The organism is Halobellus clavatus, assembly GCF_900107195.1.
GTDB lineage: Archaea > Halobacteriota > Halobacteria > Halobacteriales > Haloferacaceae > Haloquadratum > Haloquadratum clavatum.
This window is the reverse complement of record NZ_FNPB01000002.1, coordinates 69,391-88,676: the sequence shown is the minus strand read 5'-3', so window position 1 is coordinate 88,676 and position 19,286 is coordinate 69,391. Positions and strand designations below refer to the sequence as shown.

Annotated in this window: 17 protein-coding genes, 1 tRNA gene and 1 pseudogene; 10 read left to right on the top strand and 9 right to left on the bottom strand. The window is 66.7% G+C overall.

What is annotated here, in order from left to right; all coding sequences use genetic code 11:
* Nucleotides 1-317: 317 nt before the first annotated feature.
* The gene (gene hemB, locus BLU74_RS03880) at nt 318-1,298 is read right to left on the bottom strand and encodes a porphobilinogen synthase (protein ID WP_089765457.1); all 981 of its coding nucleotides are present in this window, start codon (nt 1,296-1,298) and stop codon (nt 318-320) included.
* A 125-nt stretch (nt 1,299-1,423) separates the two neighbouring features.
* Between hemB and BLU74_RS03875 the strand changes: the two genes are divergently transcribed.
* The 3 genes from BLU74_RS03875 to BLU74_RS03865 all read left to right on the top strand — a co-directional run bounded on the left by BLU74_RS03875 (nt 1,424) and on the right by BLU74_RS03865 (nt 3,424).
* Nucleotides 1,424-1,945, top strand: coding sequence for a DedA family protein (locus BLU74_RS03875; RefSeq protein ID WP_089765456.1), 522 nt, complete (start codon nt 1,424-1,426; stop codon nt 1,943-1,945).
* 355 nt (nt 1,946-2,300) lie between these two features.
* Nucleotides 2,301-2,594 carry a hypothetical protein gene (locus BLU74_RS03870; protein WP_139175638.1) on the top strand — a complete coding sequence of 98 codons (294 nt, stop codon included), beginning with the start codon at nt 2,301-2,303 and terminating at the stop codon, nt 2,592-2,594.
* 140 nt (nt 2,595-2,734) lie between these two features.
* Entirely contained in the window at nt 2,735-3,424 is a 690-nt protein-coding gene (locus BLU74_RS03865) for an Sjogren's syndrome/scleroderma autoantigen 1 family protein (protein WP_089765452.1), read from the top strand.
* 30 nt (nt 3,425-3,454) lie between these two features.
* On the opposite strand, the pseudogene BLU74_RS03860 reads toward BLU74_RS03865, so the two are convergent.
* Nucleotides 3,455-4,024 (bottom strand): annotated as a pseudogene (locus BLU74_RS03860) (S26 family signal peptidase); the annotation flags it as partial.
* 430 nt (nt 4,025-4,454) lie between these two features.
* Here BLU74_RS03860 and BLU74_RS03855 point away from each other — a divergent pair.
* Complete coding sequence (locus tag BLU74_RS03855) at nt 4,455-6,296, top strand: DNA-directed DNA polymerase II small subunit (RefSeq protein WP_089765450.1); 1,842 nt, start codon at nt 4,455-4,457, stop codon at nt 6,294-6,296.
* A 21-nt stretch (nt 6,297-6,317) separates the two neighbouring features.
* On the opposite strand, the gene BLU74_RS03850 is transcribed toward BLU74_RS03855, so the two are convergent.
* Nucleotides 6,318-6,782, bottom strand: a complete 465-nt coding sequence (locus BLU74_RS03850) for a hypothetical protein (protein ID WP_089765448.1) — start codon at nt 6,780-6,782, stop codon at nt 6,318-6,320.
* A gap of 224 nt (nt 6,783-7,006) precedes the next feature.
* Here BLU74_RS03850 and BLU74_RS03845 point away from each other — a divergent pair, with 224 nt between their 5' ends.
* Together BLU74_RS03845 and BLU74_RS03840 are read left to right on the top strand one after the other, a co-directional pair.
* Nucleotides 7,007-8,185: an aspartate kinase gene (locus BLU74_RS03845; protein ID WP_089765446.1), complete on the top strand. Its 1,179-nt coding sequence runs from the start codon at nt 7,007-7,009 to the stop codon at nt 8,183-8,185.
* A gap of 99 nt (nt 8,186-8,284) precedes the next feature.
* Nucleotides 8,285-8,530, top strand: coding sequence for a hypothetical protein (locus BLU74_RS03840; RefSeq protein ID WP_089765444.1), 246 nt, complete (start codon nt 8,285-8,287; stop codon nt 8,528-8,530).
* Nucleotides 8,531-8,551: 21 nt separating this feature from the next.
* On the opposite strand, the gene BLU74_RS03835 is transcribed toward BLU74_RS03840, so the two are convergent.
* Both BLU74_RS03835 and BLU74_RS03830 read right to left on the bottom strand, forming a co-directional pair.
* Nucleotides 8,552-9,211 (bottom strand): metallophosphoesterase family protein, encoded by a 660-nt coding sequence (locus BLU74_RS03835; protein ID WP_089765441.1) that lies wholly within the window; start codon nt 9,209-9,211, stop codon nt 8,552-8,554.
* 91 nt (nt 9,212-9,302) lie between these two features.
* A complete protein-coding gene (locus tag BLU74_RS03830; RefSeq protein ID WP_089765439.1) occupies nt 9,303-9,884 on the bottom strand; it encodes an IMP cyclohydrolase in 582 nt (193 codons plus the stop codon).
* A gap of 370 nt (nt 9,885-10,254) precedes the next feature.
* Between BLU74_RS03830 and BLU74_RS03825 the strand changes: the two genes are divergently transcribed.
* The 4 genes from BLU74_RS03825 to BLU74_RS03810 all read left to right on the top strand — a co-directional run bounded on the left by BLU74_RS03825 (nt 10,255) and on the right by BLU74_RS03810 (nt 15,659).
* Nucleotides 10,255-10,327 (top strand) — tRNA-Gln (locus BLU74_RS03825).
* A gap of 603 nt (nt 10,328-10,930) precedes the next feature.
* Entirely contained in the window at nt 10,931-12,655 is a 1,725-nt protein-coding gene (locus BLU74_RS03820) for an L-lactate permease (RefSeq protein WP_089765437.1), read from the top strand.
* A 269-nt stretch (nt 12,656-12,924) separates the two neighbouring features.
* Complete coding sequence (locus tag BLU74_RS03815; RefSeq protein WP_089765434.1) at nt 12,925-13,455, top strand: LUD domain-containing protein; 531 nt, start codon at nt 12,925-12,927, stop codon at nt 13,453-13,455.
* A complete protein-coding gene (locus BLU74_RS03810; RefSeq protein WP_089765432.1) occupies nt 13,455-15,659 on the top strand; it encodes an LUD domain-containing protein in 2,205 nt (734 codons plus the stop codon). The genes BLU74_RS03815 and BLU74_RS03810 overlap by 1 nt, the downstream gene beginning before the upstream one ends.
* Nucleotides 15,660-15,698: 39 nt before the next feature.
* Here BLU74_RS03810 and BLU74_RS18795 read toward each other — a convergent pair whose 3' ends face one another.
* From BLU74_RS18795 to cgi121, 4 genes are all read right to left on the bottom strand, one after another.
* Nucleotides 15,699-16,175, bottom strand: a complete 477-nt coding sequence (locus tag BLU74_RS18795; protein ID WP_089765430.1) for a hypothetical protein — start codon at nt 16,173-16,175, stop codon at nt 15,699-15,701.
* Complete coding sequence (locus BLU74_RS03800) at nt 16,172-17,893, bottom strand: Nramp family divalent metal transporter (RefSeq protein ID WP_089765427.1); 1,722 nt, start codon at nt 17,891-17,893, stop codon at nt 16,172-16,174. The genes BLU74_RS18795 and BLU74_RS03800 overlap by 4 nt, the downstream gene beginning before the upstream one ends.
* Nucleotides 17,894-18,032: 139 nt before the next feature.
* Nucleotides 18,033-18,620: a helix-turn-helix domain-containing protein gene (locus BLU74_RS03795; protein WP_089765425.1), complete on the bottom strand. Its 588-nt coding sequence runs from the start codon at nt 18,618-18,620 to the stop codon at nt 18,033-18,035.
* A gap of 171 nt (nt 18,621-18,791) precedes the next feature.
* Complete coding sequence (cgi121, locus tag BLU74_RS03790; protein ID WP_089766042.1) at nt 18,792-19,286, bottom strand: KEOPS complex subunit Cgi121; 495 nt, start codon at nt 19,284-19,286, stop codon at nt 18,792-18,794.

Sequence of the window (19,286 nt, the reverse complement as noted above, 5' to 3'; positions counted from 1 at the left end):
CACTGAGAGTACGTTTGGTCAACTGTCCGCCGTATTCGGTGTGATTCGTGGCTTGGATCACGAGATATCCTCTGGTGCAGGTACTATATAAAATTTGGAGTTGAAGATGTTCAAAATATGCATCGATACGGAGACATTCGTATGATTTAGGGAATAATATAACGAATATAAGGTCCAATACCAGATACTGGTACGTGCTGGTACGGTGAATTACTGGACGTTTGTTCAGGCAAATCCTGCCAAAGTGACCAAAAAACGTGGTGCGCGGCGAGGATGTGACGACTGCGTAGAGTCCGACTGTCGCGCCCCGCGGGCGCTCAGAGTCGACCGGCGAGATCCTCAGCGAAGTACGTGACGATGAGGTCCGCGCCGGCGCGCTTCATCGCCAGCAGCGACTCGTGGGCCGCTTCCTCGAGGTCGAGCCAGCCGTTCTCGGCCGCGGCGTGGATCATCGCGTACTCACCGGAGACGTTGTATGCGGCCACGGGACGATCGAACGACTCCCGGACCGAGCGCACGACGTCGAGGTAGGCCAGGGCCGGTTTGACCATGAGCACATCGGCGCCCTGTTCGACGTCGAGGCGGACCTCTCGACGGGCCTCGCGGGCGTTCGCCGGATCCATCTGGTAGTGGCGCCGGTCACCGAAGGCCGGCGCGCCGTCCGCGGCGTCCCGGAAGGGCCCGTAGAAGGCACTCTCGTACTTCGCCGCGTAGGACATAATCGGGAGGTTCTCGAAGCCGGCGTCGTCGAGTGCGGTTCGGATCGCCGCGATCATCCCGTCGGTCATCGAACTCGGCGCGACCATATCAGCCCCCGCCTCGGCGTGTGAGACGGCTGTCTTCGCGAGCAGGTCGAGCGTCGGATCGTTCTGGACAGTCAGGTCCGAATCCGACTCGGCGTCGGGTTCGAGGACGCCGCAGTGACCGTGGCTCGTGTACTCACAGAGACACACGTCGGTGATCACGTACGCGTCGGTTTCGGCGGCGATGCGGCGGACGGCCTCCTGGACGACGCCGTCGTCCGCCCAGGCGCGCGTCCCACGTTCGTCCTTCGACTCGGGGATCCCGAACACCATCACCGCTTCGACGCCAGTCTCGCGCACCGCCTCGACGCGGGCGACGGCGTCGTCGACGGGTACCCGCTCGTGGTTCGGCATCGACTCGATCGGCACGCGCTCGTCGGTCGTCGCGTCGACGAAGATCGGCGCGACGAGGTCCGTCGCGTGCAGGTCGGTCTCGCTGACGAGCGATCGGATCCCGTCCCGACGGAGCCGTCGCGGGCGCGCTGTGAGGTCCATACCGACGCTTGACCCCGAGCGGAAAAAATCGCATCGTTCGCATCTCCTGCGCGCGTGTGCACTCACATCGCTCGCATCACGGCGGAACGAAACGCGTTTGTGCGGGTCGGAAGTACGTGCAGACGATGGTGCCGGCGCTCGCCCTCCAGCTCGACGCGATGCCGCCACAGTTGCTGGCACTGCTAGAGTCCGAGTGGGCCTACGTGGCGCTCTTCGGGGTGTTCGTCCTTGAGGGCGCGATGCTGATGTACTTCATGCCGAGCGAACTCATCGTCCCGGGGTCGCTCCTCTTGCTCGGGGGTGACGCGCTCGTTCCCGTGCTCGCCGTCGCCGTCGCCGGTGCGACGCTCGGGCAGTACGCGCTCTTCAAGGTGGCCGAGCGTGGCGGCCGTGAGTACCTTCTCGAGAAGCGATGGTTCCGGATCGAGGAGTCGAAGCTCGAGCGGTTCGACGGCTGGTTCGAGCGGTGGGGTCCAGTGGTGGTTCCAGTGAGCAACGCACTCCTGTTCACGCGCGGGATGCTGACCGTCCCAGCGGGGTTCGCAGAGATGGACGATCGGCGGTTCGTCGGGCTGTCGGCGCTCGGCACGCTCGCGTTCGAGGTCGCGCTCGCGGGGCTGTACCTCTTCGGCGGGACGCTGCTGTAGAACGGACACCTCCGAGAACGCTGTGACTGGCCGATTCGCCCGTCCGAGCGCCGGTGTTCGCGGACGAGCGGGAGGATCTCTTCGGTGACGGTGTCGGCGTCTCCACCTCGACGATCGCCTCGCCCTCGAACTCGACGCGCTGCGCGCCGGGTCGGAGTGCCTGTCCCTCGTAGGGCTGATTGCCGTCGGCGTCCCGACGCCGGAGCCGTGACTCGCCCGCGTGCGGCTGCACGTACTCGGACTCAGCGGCCGTCAGTATGGTTTCCAATCGGAGGTCGGTTGCGACGCCGTTCCCGTAGTTCGAGAGCAGGACGATGACACGATCGTTCTCGAACTCGTAGTCTTCCACCTCGATATGGGCCTGGTGCTCAACCTCGGCGAGTTCGGTCTGCTGTTCGAGTTGCGCCAGTTCGCGTTCGTACTGCTCGAGTTCCTGCTCCTGTTTGTCGAGCTGTTCGCGCTGTGCCGCCAGTTGCGCTTCCTGATTCTGGATCTGACGGTGCTGTTCTTCGAGCTGTCGACCCTGTCGGCGGTACTGAAGCACGTACACGACGAGCACACAGAAGGAGACGACCAGCGACAGATCGAGCTGGAAGAACTCGAGGGACTCGAAGGACTGGAAGATAACAGTATCCATAGGGCCACGTAGATGAACACGCGTTGGTACGCGCTGGGGTCATGATAAAACGTGCGCCCGACGAGACGGACAGTGACCGCGTCGAAGCCTCGGTCGGTCCCCCACGTGTGTTCCCGGAGGCTTTTTCGAGATACGGGGCGTGAACTCCGGACGTGAGCGACTTCGACGAGGAGGCCGAGCGGCGGCGACTGCGCGAGAAGTACGAGAAAGACGAGGAGCGCCGGAAAGAGACGCAGCAGATGAGCGAGCTGCTGCTGAAAGGCGCGACGATGACGAATCAGCACTGCGGCGAGTGCGGATCGCCGATCTTCCGATACGACGGCCAGGAGTTCTGCCCGAGCTGTCAGCGCGTCACGGGCGGCGAAGCGGCCCAGCAGGGAGCCGCAGGGGGGAGTGAAGCGGACACCGGCGAGACAGCGGACCGGGCCCAGCAGGCGGCGAACCCCACCGGATCGGCCGGACCGAGTCCGAAAGAGACGGCGGCCGAATCGATCGACGTCGGTCCCGTGGCTGACGAGCGCGCGGGGAGACCGTCGGCAGGCCGGTCTGGCGCGTCGTCGGACGGCGTCGACCGCGGCGCAGGGATCCACCAGCGTGACACGAATTCGGGATCCTCCGACGGAGAGCGCAATCCGCAGCGGGCCGCGAACGCCCGGTCTACGGACGCGTCTCGTGGTGTCGGCAGCGCCAGTGCAGAAAGCGAGACTGCGCGTACGGCGCTGTTGAACGCCCTGGAACAGCACGCTGACGCGGCCGCGGCGGCCGACGATCCGCGGCGGGCGAAAGACCACCTCTCGGCGGCGCGGGAGGCTGCCGAGGCGTTAGCCGCGCTCGATCGGTGATCGGCCGAGGCGGAGTGCCGGTCGTTATGCGGCGAGCAGTCCCACGAGTTTGAGACGGACGTAGCCGAGATACGGGATCCGGAACCGTGCAGTCCCGCGGACCCACCCGGGGCGGACCGGTCCCGCGATGCCGCTAGCCTGATCGTACCGGGCGTTCGCGTCGCCTTTGGTGATGAATCCGGCGTGCGGCGCGGGGCAGTTCGTGAGTTCCGCACAGTTGCTCGCCCGCACGTGGTCGGGGTTCGCCTCGTCGTACCAGTTCTCCCCGTCGTCGACGTAGAAGTGTGCGCGGTGGATGATCGGCGACCCCCGGCGGTCGGGCGGGTCGTAGATCACGACCGAGCCGTTACCACCGAAACTCCGGTAGCCGTTGTCGGATCCGACCTCGACGGTGACGACGCCCGTCCCGCCGCGAGCGTAGTCGGGCGAGAACCGCTGCGGTTCGGTGACGAAGATCAGGTCGCCGCGGTGCATCTGTGGCTCCATACTCCCGCTCTCGACGGCGACCATTGGCGGCCAGACACCGCTGATCGCAAAGAGCAGGAATCCGACGGCGAGCACCGCAGCCACGCTGTAGAGCGTCTCGCGAATGAAGACCAGTGGGCCGCTCTGCGCCGTCCGAAACCGGGTGAGAACGTTCTGGGAGCCGGTTGCGGCCGAGCTCGGTTGGGGCCGCGGCCGTCCCTCACGTCGGGACTCGGCGACGCCGACCGGTACGTCGGGCTCGTTACCCACTTCATCGGGGTCCTCACCGTCGTCATCTGGGTCGGCACCGCCGGAGTCAGCCGAGTCGACCGCGACGTCGGTGTCGTCGGTCTCGGCAGTCGTATCGGAAGCGACGTCGGTGTCGGCCGCCGGATCGGGTGACGGGGGCCCCTCGGTCGGCCGGCCATCCCGATCGGCGCCGCCCTCGTCGTCCGTCATCTACCTGCGATTCAGCGCCGGTGCGTTTCAACCTTCTGGGCCGCAGCCGAGTCGCGTCCGAAGGCGGGGTCAGTACGCTTTTCTTCGAGAACCGCGTTCGGCCGGTGTGCCTCTGGAGACGCCGGTACGGATCGTGCGGGAGCTCGCCAGGCGCGGTCACAACGCCGAACAGGAAGCCGTGACGCTGATCGCGAGCACGGAGCACCCCGGCCGCGCGCTCGAAACGGTGGTCGACCGGGTCGACGACGAGACGCTCCGGATCACCGCCGCCGACGTCCGGGAGGCGCTGAAGACCCCAGCGGACGACGACACGGCGGTCGCGGCACCGGAGCCGACTTCATCGGGCGGCGGCGCTCTCGGAGCGGAGACGAACAGCGTCGGTCACGGGGAAACGAACAGCGTCGACCGCGAGGAAGCAGGCGACACCGGCATCGGGGAGGCAGACAAGAACAGCATCGGAGAGGCAGACAAGAACAGCATCGGGGAGGCAGGCGACACCGACACCGAGGCGACACCCCACTCCGATGGACGGACTGACGAGACGCCCGGTGACGACCACCCCGGTTCTTCCCCTCCTGTTTCGACTGGAATGTCGGCATCGAATCGACAGACTGCAGAGGTTTCAAATGAAAGTGATGTTCCAGTCGAAACAGAGGATAGCGATCGGCGAGACGGCGGCGAGCCTGCGGGAGCGAGTGCGGAGGCACGCACCGAGCCCCGCGGGCGGACGGTGGATCCGGAGTTGCGCTCGCTCGACGTCAGCGGAGACGTGACCGGTCAGAGCACCGGTACCGGGACCTACGACGACTTCGTGACGGTGTTCCGGGACCGCTACGAGAAGCTCTCGGCGCAGCTCCGCGGGCGGGTGAACCACCGGCCTGCACAGGCGATCCAGTCGATGAACGGCGGCTCCGACGCGGCGATGATCGGGCTGGTCAACGACATCCGTTCGACGAAGAGCGGCCACTGGCTCGTCGAGTTGGAGGATACGACCGGGACGTTCCCCTGTCTGGTGATGAAAGACCGCGAGTTCGCGGACCTCGTCGACGAACTCCTCTTAGACGAGTGCATCGCCGTCGAGGGGACGCTCTCGGACGACGCCGGGATTATGTTCGTGGACGCGATGTATTTCCCCGACGTTCCCCGGACGTACTCGCCGAACACCGCCGACAGGGCGGTCCAGGCCGCGCTCGTCTCAGACATCCACGTCGGGAGCGAGGAGTTCAGAGCAGACGCGTGGAGCCGCTTCGCCGACTGGCTCCACACCGAGGAGGCCGCGCGCGTGGAGTACCTCCTCATCGCTGGCGATATGGTCGAGGGGGTGGGCGTCTACCCCGGACAGGACGAGGAACTCGACATCGTCGACATCTACGAGCAGTACGAGCGGTTCTCCGAGCACCTGAAGGACGTCCCCGGCGACATCGAGATTCTGATGATCCCGGGCAACCACGATGCCGTCCGCTTAGCGGAGCCACAACCCGGCTTCGACGAGCAACTCAGAGAAATTATGTCGGCACACGACGCCCGGATCACCGGCAATCCCTCGCTCGTCACCGTCGAGGGCGTGAAGATCCAGATGTATCACGGCGTCTCCCTCGACGAGGTCATCGCGGAACTGCCCGAGGAGAAAGCCAGCTACGACGACCCGCACAAGGCGATGTATCAACTCCTGAAGAAGCGACACGTTGCCCCGCAGTTCGGCGGGAAGACGCGGCTCGCACCCGAGGAGATGGACTACCTCGTGATGGAAGAGGTCCCGGACGTCTTCCATACGGGCCACGTCCACAAGCTCGGATGGGGCAAGTACCACAACGTCTTGGCGGTCAACTCCGGGTGCTGGCAGGCGCAGACCGACTTCCAGAAGTCGGTGAACATCGATCCCGACGTGGGCTACGCACCGATTCTCGACCTCGACACCCTCGACATGACGGTCCGGAAATTCGCCTGACTGCCGCTCGCCTCGTGTCCGTCAGTCGGTCCCGGGCCGGTAGCGGTACCGCGTGGTCGACTCGCCGTCGAAGTGGGGACCGGGGCCCACGGGGTCGAACCCTGCCGCCTCGGCGGCGGCCTCCGCGTCGTCGTCCGACCGAGGCACGACGAACTCGACGGTGAACCCCTCGTTGAGCGCGAAGCGAATCGGCTCTGCGAGCAGTTGCTCGGCGACCGCCTCGTCGCCGGCGAGTTGCGTCACGTGAACCGTCCCGTCGCGAACGTCGAAGGCGACGAATCCCAGGATCGACTCGTCTACCGCATCGGCATCGCCGTCCGCGTCGGACTCGACGTCCGCGTTCGGGCCCGGATCTGACGCCGGTTCGACCGCGAGTCGGACCGTCCGATCGTGGACGACGTTCCGGAGCGCATCCGCCGGGAGGTCGACGATGGATCCGAGCGTCTCGGCGTCCGACTCGACCGCGTCCCGGATCGTGGCATCCATACACATACTTTCGCCCGGAGAACCTTAAACTGACGCCGCGGGCGGCGACACCCAGATGGACTGACTGTCCCCGATCGGACGGGGGCCGAGCGTGGGTCGATCGACCGGTACGAGCGTATTCGGCAACCGTTGGGAGAGGAGACAAGATTTTACACTACCCCGGGCAATTCCCCGAGTATGTCAGAGCACCACTCGCAGTCTGTCACCCGACAGGAGGATCGACCGTGCGCGTAGTTGCGAAGTTCGGCGGGACGTCGCTAGGGAGCGGCGACCGAATCAATCGGGCCGCCGACTCGATCGCCGCTGCAGTCGAAGCGGGTCACGAGATCGCCGTCGTCGCCTCGGCGATGGGCAACACGACGGACGACCTGCTGGAGGACATCGAGTTCGACGCCGACGACCGCGACCGCGCGGAGATCGTCTCGATGGGCGAACGGACCAGCGTCAGGATGCTGAAGGCGGCGCTGGCGTCCCGGGGCATCGAGGCGATGTTCGTCGAACCCGGCTCCGACGCGTGGCCGGTCATCACGAACGACCTCGGCGAGGTCGACGTCGAAGAGACCCAGCGGCGGGCGACAGCGCTCGCCGACGACCTCGACGGCGTCGTTCCGGTCGTCACGGGCTTCCTCGCACAGAACCACGACGGTGAGATCACGACCCTCGGACGGGGCGGTTCCGACACGACCGCGGTGATGCTCGGCCGGTACATGGAGGCCGACGAGGTCGTCATCGTCACCGACGTCGAGGGCGTGATGACCGGCGACCCACACGTCGTCGAGGGCGCACGCAACGTCGGACGCATCACGGTCGACGAACTCCGAAACCTCTCGTTCCGCGGCGCCGAGGTGGTCGCGCCGTCGGCGCTCTCGTACAAGGACGGGAATCTCGACGTCCGCGTCGTTCACTATCAGCACGGCGATCTACTGACCGGCGGGACGCTCATCGAGGGACAGTTCCAGAACCTCATCGACATGGAGGACGAGCCGCTGGCGTGTCTCACGGTCGCGGGTCGGGCCATCCGAAACAGCCCGGGGATCCTCGCAGAGCTCTCACAGGCGCTCCGGGATGCCGACATCAACATCGACGCCGTCGCGTCGGGGATGGACTCGATCACGTTCTACGTGGGCGAATCTCGCGCCGAAGAGGCCGAGAATCTGCTCCACGCGAAAGTGGTCGACGATCAGACGCTCTCGTCGATCACCGTCGACGACGACGTCGCCGTCATCCGCGTCACCGGCGGCGAACTCCCGAACCGCCCCGGCGTCATCCTCGACATCGTGCAGCCGATCTCCGAGGCGGGGATCAACATCCACGACGTCATCACCTCTGCGACCTCAGTGGCGATCTTCGTCGCGTGGGACGACAGAGAGGAAACCCTCGAAATCGTTCAGGGCGAGTTCTAACCGAGCGGACTGGTGCCCCACGTGGGACGGTGCGAGAGGGCGGGCGAAAACATTCGGACCGGTCAGTGGTATCCGCGTGCGCGGTCATCGTCGAACCGGATGTCTATTCTCGGTTCGTTCGGCGCGCTCGTCGCCAGTATCGTCACCGCCGGTGTAATGCTCGGCTTCGCGATTCTCAGTTTCTTCATCACAGTGTTCATCGTTCAGGTGGGCGCCGGACTGGCGGGATACACCCCGAGCGGCGATTTCGTCGTCCTCTCTGCGGCACTCCTCGCGACGGGCGCGATCGTCGCGGGCGCGACCCCGATGGCGGGGCTCAGCGGCGTCGGCTCGACCGCGGAGTAACACAACCGTTCCGTCGCAGCCCTACCGCCCCTCGTAGAGGCGCTCGCCGATCCGGTCGGGCAGGCCGGTCTCTTCGACGGCGGTCATCACCCGATCGATATCGTACTCGACCCGGCGCTCGTCGACGGCGAGACCGTCGAGGTCGAGGAGCGCGTACGCCGCCCGGGGATCGCTGTCGCGGGGCTGACCGACGCTGCCGGGGTTCATCACGATCCCCTCCTCGAACGTCTCGTGCCCCTGGACGTGCGTGTGCCCCGTGACGAGCACGTCCTCCTCGCCGAGCATCGACGGCGCGAACGACTCGGGGTAGGTGTAGCGGTCGGGGTCGTCGGGGTGCCCGTGGACGAGTTTCACCCGTCCGTCGAGGACCGTCCGAGTGTCGGGGAGTTCGGCCAGCCACGCCAGTGCGTCGTCGTCGAGTTCCGCGCGGGCGTGCTCGACGCCGGCGCCCGCCATCGAGTTGAACCGAAACGACGTCCCCGAGGACGCCGCGCGGTCGTGATTCCCCATCACGGTCTGGATCGACCGCTCGCGAACCGTGGCGACGCACTCGGCGGGCCAGGGGTTGTAACCCACGACGTCGCCCGCACAGACGATCGAGTCCACGGGCGGCATATCGTCGAGGACGGCCTCGAGTGCGACCTTGTTCGAGTGAACGTCGGAGATGACCGCGACCTGCATACCACGCTGTACGGCGGCCAGCGACAAAAGGGCCGGTTCCGGCGTGATCGTGAGACGAGGACTCGAGGAATCCAGCTCCGGAGGTGAACGGTTACTCGTCGTTGGAGTAGCCGACGGCGACGTCGCCCTCGTCGTAGGTGACGCCGGCGGCACAGACCGCGTGTTCGTAGTCGAGGTCGTACGCGCGCCGGGCCAGTTCGGCGGGGTCGGCCGACGCGTCGCCGGCGAAGTCGATCGGAGTCGGCTCGTTCTCCTCGTAGGTCGCAACGAGCGTCGGTTCTGTCACCGCCTCGACGCGGAGCGCATCGCGTCGGACGACGCCGACGTAGGACTCCTCGCCGATCACGCCCGCGACGCGCGGCGTGTCGTAGTCGTCCTTCTCGTAATCGAGCGCGAGAAGCGGTGTCGCGAGGGCGTCGCGAGCGGGGTAGCCGAGGTCGAGTTTCTCGGCGATCGGATCGACGTGCGACCCGTTGCCGACGACGACCGCGTCGCCACCCTCCCGGACGCAGTTGTAGGAGACGTAGGGGTTGTCGTTTTCGGGTGCGTCGGGCGTCGGCCCGACAGTCAGCGTGCCGCCCCGGTCGGTGATCCGGCGGTTGGGAAACGAACGCGAGGAGACGCGGTACGCGCCGAAGTCGGGCGCGACGATCACGAATCGGCCGATGTACATACACGAACGTGGCCAAGAGATCGGTAAATAGGTAGTGGATTGTGCACGAAAGCGCTGACGTCGGGGTGGGCCGACAGCCGACACATAGCCCGAACCGGGTCGCCGTCGAACGTCGCCAGCGCGGGTGGAGGCAGCGGCCTGACGCTGTGGGTCGAGAGTTCTGTCCCTGCTGCGTGCACGCCGCTGTGGGTGAGGGGCGTCGCCACCGGTCTCGAACTGCGCCTCGCACCGCCCGACAGAACGGGAATGCCGAGGACCGAACCGATCGAGTCCCGCTCGTCTCCAGGCGCTGTGGAGGTCTGACTTCGCAACACTCATATGGAGCCACGGGCAACGGACGGGCACGCAGTCGGCGACGACGCCGGTGCGCAGTCCCATGGGGTAGCGGCCAATCCTGAAGCCTTCTGGGGGCTTCGACCCAGGTTCGAATCCTGGTGGGACTACTTCTCTGGATTCGACGGGCTACAGCGGCGTGCAGCGCCGGGGCGCTCGGCTACAGCGTCCCCCCACAGGTGCTTGTCTGCAGTGACTCGACTGTCGTAGTCCGGGTACGTGGTCGTCGGTTCGCGTCTCGATGTCCGTCAGTGGGGCTGCTCGTGGCTGGCGTGGAGCGGATCTATCCACCGCGCGCGAGCGCCGGGCTCGCACGGCCGATCACGACCCCCACGGGTCGGTCGGGAGTGATCGACGCGTTGGTCCGAGAGTATCCCGCTGCAGTCGTGCGTTTACAGTTGTGTGTAAGAGGAGATTCCGTCCGCCGTCCCGCGTATACAGTTGACTGCATTTGATCGAAGTGGATACACACAACTGCAACAACTGAGACGCAGGACCCGGTTTTATTCATAGTATATGCTCGAAACAATCCATTAGATACCGCGATAAATTGTTATCCGTTCTTAGATCGATTTTCGGTATTCATCACCATCGATGAACCGTGGACACATTATAAATGATGAGTGTCGGGATGTGGCGGGTATGCCTCTGACAGTGGCAGACGAGGCGGCGCACAGAACAGTAAGCAGTAGCGTAGCGGGAGGTGGTCGGTGATGGCCACGGCGGCGCAGCTGGGACTAGCCATCCTCCCGCTGGCGGCGATCGCATTCCTGATGATCGGCCGGTACTGGTCGGCCACTCGCGCGATGCCGGTCGCGTGGGTGATCGCAGCCGTCGTCGGATACCTCGGCTGGCAGATGTCGCCGCAGTGGATCGCGGCGGCGTCGATCAACGGCGCGATCACGGCCTCGAACATCCTCTATATCGTGTTCGGGGCGATACTGGTGTTGTACACGCTCAAGCAGACCGGCGCGTTCGACGTCATCAATCAGGGGTTCACGTCGATCAGCGACGACCGGCGCGTTCAGGTCGTGCTCCTCGTGTTCCTGATGGGGTCGTTCATCGAGGCCGCCGCGGGATTCGGAACGCCCGCCGCGGTCGTTGGGCCGCTGCTGGTCGGCCTCGGCTTCCCGCCCCTCGCGGCGGTCGTGGTCGCGCTCACGGGGAACCTGATGGCGATCACCTTCGGCGCGGTCGGGACGCCACTCATCATCGGGCTGCAGGACATCTTCAGTTCTACCGACACGGTCTCCTCGGCGGTCGCCGCCCAGGGGTGGACGATTCCCGAGTGGGTCGCACAGATCGGTCTCTGGGCGGCCACGTATCACGTTGTGGTCGGGGTGCTGCTCCCGTTCATCGGCGTCGCGATGATGACACGGTTCTTCGGCGAGGAGCGCTCGATCCGGCCGGCGCTGGAAGTGCTCCCGCTCACGCTCTTCGCGTGGATCTCGTTCGCGATTCCCTACTGGCTCACCGCGTACTTCCTCGGACCGACGTTCCCCGGACTCTTCGGGGCGATGGGCGGGATGGCCGCCACGGTCGGCGCGCTCAAGCTCGGCTACTTCCACCCTGATGAGGACTGGGACTTCGGTCCCGAAGCGGAGTGGCCGGACCACTGGGTCGGCGACATCCAGCCGGGCGAAACGGCGAGCAATCGGGGCGGCGCGGTCGCCGCCGACGGCGGGCACGTCACCGCCGAACCGCAGATGTCGCTGACGCGGGCCTGGACGCCGTATCTCGTCCTCGCCGCGCTGCTCGTGGTCACGCGCGTCGTGGGTCCGATCAACGACTTCGTCACGTCGACGCTGGTCTTGGAGTGGGGCAACATCCTCGGAACGTCGATGAGCAACAGTTTCGCGGTGCTGTACCTACCCGGTGCGATCTTCGTTGCCGTGCACGTGCTGACGATCCCGCTCCACGGGATGGATCGCCGAGAAGTCACCGCCGCGTGGCGCGAGACGGTCGAGAAGGTGCTTCCGGCGGTCGTGGCCCTGCTCTTCGCGGTCGCGACCGTCCAGATTATGATCCAGTCCGGACAGTCCGCCGGCATCGACAGTATGCTCGTGGTGCTCTCGGAGGCGACCGCGAACGGCGCCGGAGCGGTCTATCCGTTCTTCGCAGCACTGGTCGGTGCGTTCGGCGCGTTCCTGGCGGGATCGAACACGGTCAGCGACATCCTGTTCGGCACGTTCCAGTACAACGTCGCCACCGACCTCGGCGTCTCGCGGACGATCCTCGTGGGCGCACAGGCCGTCGGTGGGGCGATCGGGAACCTCATCGCGGTGCACAACGTCGTCGCCGCGCTGGCGGTCGTCGGTCTCGTGGGCGAGGAGGGTCGAGTGATCAGACTCGAACTCATCCCGCTGGCCTACTACGCGACGATGACGGGGCTCCTCGCACTGCTCTTCGTGTACGTGCTCGCGCCGGGGACGTTCTGAGCGATGGGTGGTCCTCGGCAGGCCGACGCCCTCCCTCGACGATGCGGTCGCGAGCGGAACGGATGGGTCACACGCACACGCGCTCACTGCGCGCAGGCAGTCGATAGCGAGATCGACAGATAGCAACTATCTGATGCGTAGCAACCACCCGACGTGTGGTAACTACGTGACGTATGGCAACCACCTGATGTATGGCAACTACCCGACGTGTGGAGACGATCACCGACCGATGACTGCTATCACCGACGTCTGGCGAACACGACCGACCGATGACGACTGACACCACAGACGCCGCGGGACGTGACCGGGTGCTCGGCCGCTTCCGCGACCGCCTCGACGACTTCGACGTATCGCACACGACCGTCGATCCGGACGGGGTGAGCGACGCCGTCGAGGCGGTCCTCGAACCCCCTGCGATCGGCGTCGACCTCCCCGAGGGCCGCGGTGAACTGCCGCCAGGGGTGACGACGGTGTGGTCGCCGGCGGACCTCAGGGGGGCGGCGACGGGCGTGACGCCAGCGTCGCTCGGCATCGCGGACTACGGCAGCCTGGTGCTGCCGACGACCGCCGACGGCGTAGAGCCGGTCAGTCTGTTCGCCGATCGCCACGTCGCCGTCGTCGCCGAGGACGACGTCGTTGGCGGGATGGCGAGCGCGCTCGCCCGCCTCGGGGACCGCTTCCGGGCCGACCGCGGGAGCGCGATCGTGGCGACGGGTCCCAGCGCGACCGCCGATATGGGCGCGCTGGTGCAGGGAGCCCACGGGCCGAAGGCGGTCCACGCGATCATCGTCCGATCATAATGTCCGACGCCAGAACCACCAAGGCCGAACACATCCGTCACATTCTGGAGACGGAAGGAGCGGCGATCGAACAGAACACCCAGGGCTTCAACGACGGCCGGTACGAGTCCGTCGCCGACCTCGAGGACTACGAGGGACTGAAGCGCGAGGCCCGGGAGATCAAAGAAGACGCGATCGAGCGGCTGCCTGAACTGCTCGACGACCTCCGCGAGGCCGTCGAAGCGAACGGCGGGACGCTGTACCTCGCGGACGACGCGGCCGACGCCAACGAGTACGTCCGCCAAGTTGTCGACGACGCAGACGGCGAGCGGGTCGTCAAGAGCAAGTCGATGACGACCGAGGAACTCGAACTGAACACCGTCCTCGAAACCGACGGCGTCGACGTCGTCGAGACGGATCTCGGCGAGTGGGTGCTCCAACTCGCCGACGAGGCGCCGAGTCACATCGTCGCGCCCGCGATCCACAAATCCCGCGAGAGCATTGCCGCGTTGTTCGAGGCGCGCTTCGATCCCGACCAGTCCTTAGAGAGCGCCGAGGAACTCACGCGGTTCGCCCGCGAACGGCTCGGTGAGCAGCTCGCCGACGCCGACGTGGGCGTCACGGGCGCGAACTTCGTTACTGCCGACTCGGGGACGATGGCGCTCGTGACGAGCGAAGGCAACGCCCGCAAAACGGTGGCGGCGACAGACGTCCACGTCGCGGTCGCGGGCGTGGAGAAGGTGGTCCCGACGGTGGAGGATCTCGCACCGTTCCTCGAACTCATCGGACGCTCGGGGACGGGACAGGACATCACGTCCTACGTCTCGCTGCTGACGCCGCCGGTCGGGTCGCCGACGCTCGACTTTGCGGCCGACGAACGCGGCACGCCAGACGACCGGGAGTTCCACCTCGTCCTCGTCGACAACGGGCGGCTGGCGATGCGCCAGGACGACGACCTCCGGGAGACCCTGTACTGCATCCGGTGTTCGGCCTGCTCGAACGCCTGCGCCAACTTCCAGCAGGTCGGCGGCCACGTCTTCGGCGGCGAGACCTACTCCGGCGGCATCGCCACCGGGTGGGAGGCCGGCGTCGAGGGGACCGACGTCGCCGCGGAGTTCAACGACCTCTGTACGGGCTGTTCGCGCTGCGTGAACGCCTGTCCGGTGGGCATCGACATCCCGTGGATCAACACGGTCGTCAGAGACCGGATCAACCGCGGCGACGTCGACGCCGACGAGGGGGCGGTGGAGTGGCTCGTCGAGGGGCTGACACCCGACGCGGATCCCAGCGGCGTCGACGTCCAGAAACGGCTCTTCGGGAACTTCGGCACCGTGGCCCGGTTGGGAAGTGCGACCGCGCCGCTGTCGAACTGGGTGGCTGACACGGACGTCGCACGCGCGCTTGCCGAGCGCTTCGTCGGAATCGATCGCCGCCGCGACCTGCCGCAGTTCCAGCGCGAGACCTTCCGCGAGTGGGTGAGCGCGCGTGACGGACTCGCCCTCGCGGACGCCGAGCGGACAGTCGTGCTGTTCCCGGATCTCTACACCAACCACGTGCAGGTCGAACGTGGGAAGGCAGCGGTCCGAACCCTCGAAGCGCTGGGCGTGGCTGTCCAAGTCCCCGACGTGACCGCGAGCGGCCGCGCGCCGCTCTCACAGGGAATGATCGCGACCGCCCGGGAGCGCGCTGAGGCGGTCGCCGAGGCGCTCGTTCCGCACGTCGAAGCGGGCTACGACATCGTCGTCATCGAGCCCAGCGACCACGCGCTGTTCCAGCGGGAGTACGAGAAGCTCCTGGACGAGCCGTCCCACGAGGCGCTCGCCGCGAACAGCTACGAACTGCTGGAGTACGTCTACGGCCTGCTGGCCAACGGCGCCGACGCCGACGAGCTCGCCGACGGTGACGGAGAACGAGTCGCCTACCACAGTCACTGTCAGCAGCGAACCCTCGGCGTCGAGCGCTACACCGAGGCCGTGCTCGACGAGCGGGACTTCGACGTCGTCACCTCCGACGCGGAGTGCTGCGGGATGGCCGGGAGCTTCGGCTACAAGCAGGAATACTACGACGTGAGCGTCGCCGTAGGCGAGGATCTGACAGCGCAGTTCCGGACTGAGGAGACCGCAGACCGGGCCGTCGTCGCCAGCGGGACGTCGTGTCTGGACCAACTCGAGGACCTACTGGAGCGACCGAGCCGCCATCCGATCGAACTGCTCGCGCCCGAGTAGCGGACGCTCGGGAGAGATTCGGGGGTCCCACCCGGACGCTCAGCGGCTGATACCGCAGAGCCGACGGAAGCGGTCGCCGACGCCCACTCCCGCGTGCCGGTCGACTGCGGTGTCCTCCGACGCGACCGTCGATTCGAGCGCGCCACACAGCGCGTCGACGTCGACGTCGCCGTGGACGCGGACGCGGATCGGCGCGGCGTCGGTCCGGTCGAGGACGACCTTCTCGCGGGCGACTGCGCCGCCGCCGTAGACGACGATCCGGTCGAGGTCGTCGTAGTCGATCCGCTGTTCGCGTTCGGCCGCCGCCCGGGCAGCCGCGAGCCCCTCTGACTCGAGCGTTTCGGCGAACGACGCCGCGCGGCGGTCGGCACCCGCGGTCGCGAGGTCGAAGCCAGTGAGGTAGTCGTACTCCACGAGGAGCACGCTGTCGTCGAGGAACAGCAGGTCGACGAGTCGGAGCGGGTAGGTCCCAGTCATCGCGTAGTGGAGGTGGACGCGGACCGGCGGCGACGTCACGGGAACGGCCCCCTGCCGCTCGCGAGCGTCTTCTCGCTCCCGTCTCGATCGATTTTCGCCTGCGTGACTCGGACGACGACGTACGCCTGGATGAGTCCGTACCCGAGCCACAGGAGGTAGCCACCGGGTGCGCTCCCGAGCACCACCGTCGAGACGTCGAAGACCGCGAGGCCGAGTCGGTCGGCAGCGAACGTGCCGGTCAAGAGGACGCTGAAGTAGCCGAAGAAGCCGGCGGCGAACCACATCGCGACCGCGCGACCCCATCCGGGACCGGTGTGTGCCGGCAGGCGGCGAGCGTTGAGTAACTGAATCACGACGATGTATGGCCACATAATCAGCCCCGAGAGCGCCGCGCCGATCACGAGGAGGTTGAAGGGATTCTCGACCTCGATCGGAAGCGCGAGGATGAGGATTCCCCACCCGCAAAAAACGGTCAGGAGCCCCCAGAACAGCCGCGGGAGCCGCCAGCCGGCGTCGCGGCCGTACAGTTCGTAAATCACGTCGGAGCTGTTGCGGACGAACGATTCGATGATGGCGTACTCGGTCGTGAACAGCGCCAAGAACAGCGTGACGTAGATGAGGGCGGTGGCGGCTGGACCGACAGCGGGGGCGATCCCGACGAGCCAGAGGTCGACCCCGCCGAGGTCGGTTCCGGGGGCCTGCGTCACTGCGATCGTCACCATCGCTGTCGTGACGAGGATCAGCCCGACGACGAACGTGAGCAGGTGTTCGAGTTGGGTGACGCGCCACCAGCCCCGCCAGCGCTCGAGGTTCGGCGAGTCGGGGGGGAACGAGAAGCCGTCCTCGTGGACGGTTTCGGGGTCGTCGCCGGCGAAGGGGTTCTTGATGCGACCCTGGTATCGACCCATTCCGTAGCCCTTCTCGCGGATCCAGAGGCTCTGTGAGAGGTTCAGATAGCCGCCCGCGCCGGCGTAGGCGATGGCGCCGAGGAGGACGGCGATGGCGGTCGGCGGTGGCTGGGTGCCCGGTGCCGTCAGGCTCGCCGGAAGTCCCGAGAGCGCCGCCGGCGATCCGATGAGCGCGAAGAGGACGAGCGCAGCGAGCATCGAGAGGACCACGAGCAGCAGCTGGAACCGTTCGACGACGTTGTACATCAACGGCGTGACCTGGTAGGTGAGCCAGATCAGCACCATCAGCGCGATGCCCAGGATTCGCCACCCGGGTACTGCGACGTCGAGCACGCGGTACGTCCCGAGCGAGAGCCCGGCGGCCCCGACCTTCGCGGCGCTCGCCGCCCAGCCGGGCCACCCGAGGCTGGCGAAGCCTCCGAAGAGGAACGCCAGGGGGATCGCCGGGTGCACCCGTTCCATCGCCCGGAAGACGCTCTCGCCGGTGGCGAGCGTCCAGCGCTGGATCTCCGTGTTGACGACGAACTGGACGAGGACGCCCGCGAGGAAGATCCAGTACAGCGCCCACCCGTACCGCGCGACGAGCGACGGCCAGAAGAGCGTCTCACCGCTTCCGAGCGACGCGCCGAGCATAATCGCGCTCGGCCCGACGACGTACTTGAGTTTCGGCACCTTCGGCAGGTCGAGCAGTTGGAGCGGCCCGCCCCGACCCTCCTCGGGGTGGTCGTCGGTGTCCGGAGCCTGATCGAGGTTGTCGTACGCGACCGGGGTGTAGGAGGACGTCGGCCCGCCGAGTTCATCGGGAGAAGCGTAGACCTCTTCGTCCGGCGTCGACTCGGCGTCCGGCATGTGTTAGTTCCGCTCCATCGTCGTGTCGTATCGGCTTCGGATGTCGGTTCGTCGTGGGATAGTCGGCCAGCACTTCTCCGTCAGATCTGTCCCTCCTCTCCGGAGCGGGCCCCCTTTGTTGGCAGCCGCAACGCAGCCGTCAGCCGCCGAGGTAATGCCACACGTGTTCGCGGTCTTCCGCAACGTCGACGTTGGGCAACTCGGTCAGTGCCGGCTTGATCACCGCCCACCACTTGTCGGCGGTTTTGAACCCCGCCGGGTGCTCCGGGAACACCTCGGTGAGGAACTCGGTCTCCGTCGCGTCGGGGTTCTCGCTGAGGTAGTCGTACGTCGCCCGGAGTGCCTCGCGGCGCTGCCGGAGCGTGTCACCCGTGCCCGGGATGTCCGCGGCGGCGATCTCGGCCTCGACCGCAGGGTCACGATCGGGCGTCGCAGCCCCGGAGGTACCGGGAGCGTCGGGCGCGCGGTCGGCGGACCGTTCGTCGGGGAGTGGGATCCACCAGACGCGACCGCGCGCGCCGACCTTACGGGTCGCGAGCGCGCCCTGATCGACGAGTGCGTTGAGTTTGTTGTGCGCGGTGCGACGCGAGCAGCCGAGGCGGTCCATCACGTCGTTCGCCGTCAGCGGCCGCGCGAGATCGGTCCGGTCCTGGAAGACGGCGAGGACGGCGTCGAGCGGAAACTGTCCGCCGCCGTCGGAGCCGCGGCCGGTCGCCGTCTCGGACATAGGACTACCTCTACACTCGTGTGTAATGTAGTTTACTCCGTGGTCGTTGTCGGCGGCGTTGGGCGGACGGTCACCGCCGATCCATCGGCACATCCGCGCTGCTGCGGAACGCTACACCGAGAATCTCCAGTTGAAACGAAGGGGTTGGCCGGTCGCCTGCGGGCCGCCCAGTCACTTCTCGACGACCAAGAGTGCGACGCGTTCGAGGACGACGGCTTCGAGGTCGCCATCGACCACGGCGAGTTCGTCGTCACCGACGTCGAAGAACGTCCGGACGCGTTCGGGGTCGTACTCGCCGAGCGTCGGTTCGACCGCGGTGAGGAGCCGTGATCGGACTGCCGCCGCCGCCTGGCGTTCGTCGCCGCCGTCGACGAGGACGACGGTGCGGTTCGGTCCCTCGTCGACGCCGAGTTCCAGAGCGTCGGATATCTGTCGTCGAGCGGCCGCGTACAGCAGGATTTCGACCGCGCGGTCGCGGGCGATGGCCTCGTCACGGTCGATCGCCCGGTCGGCCAGTTCGACAGCCCGTTCGAGGTGTCGGTCGCTCACGAGGTACCGCGCGTCGAACGCCTGGATGGTCGCTCCTGTTTCGCGGCTGATCTCGTCGATCGCAGCGACGAACGAGTCGACGTCGTCGACGTCGACGACCCCCTCGACGAGTCTCAT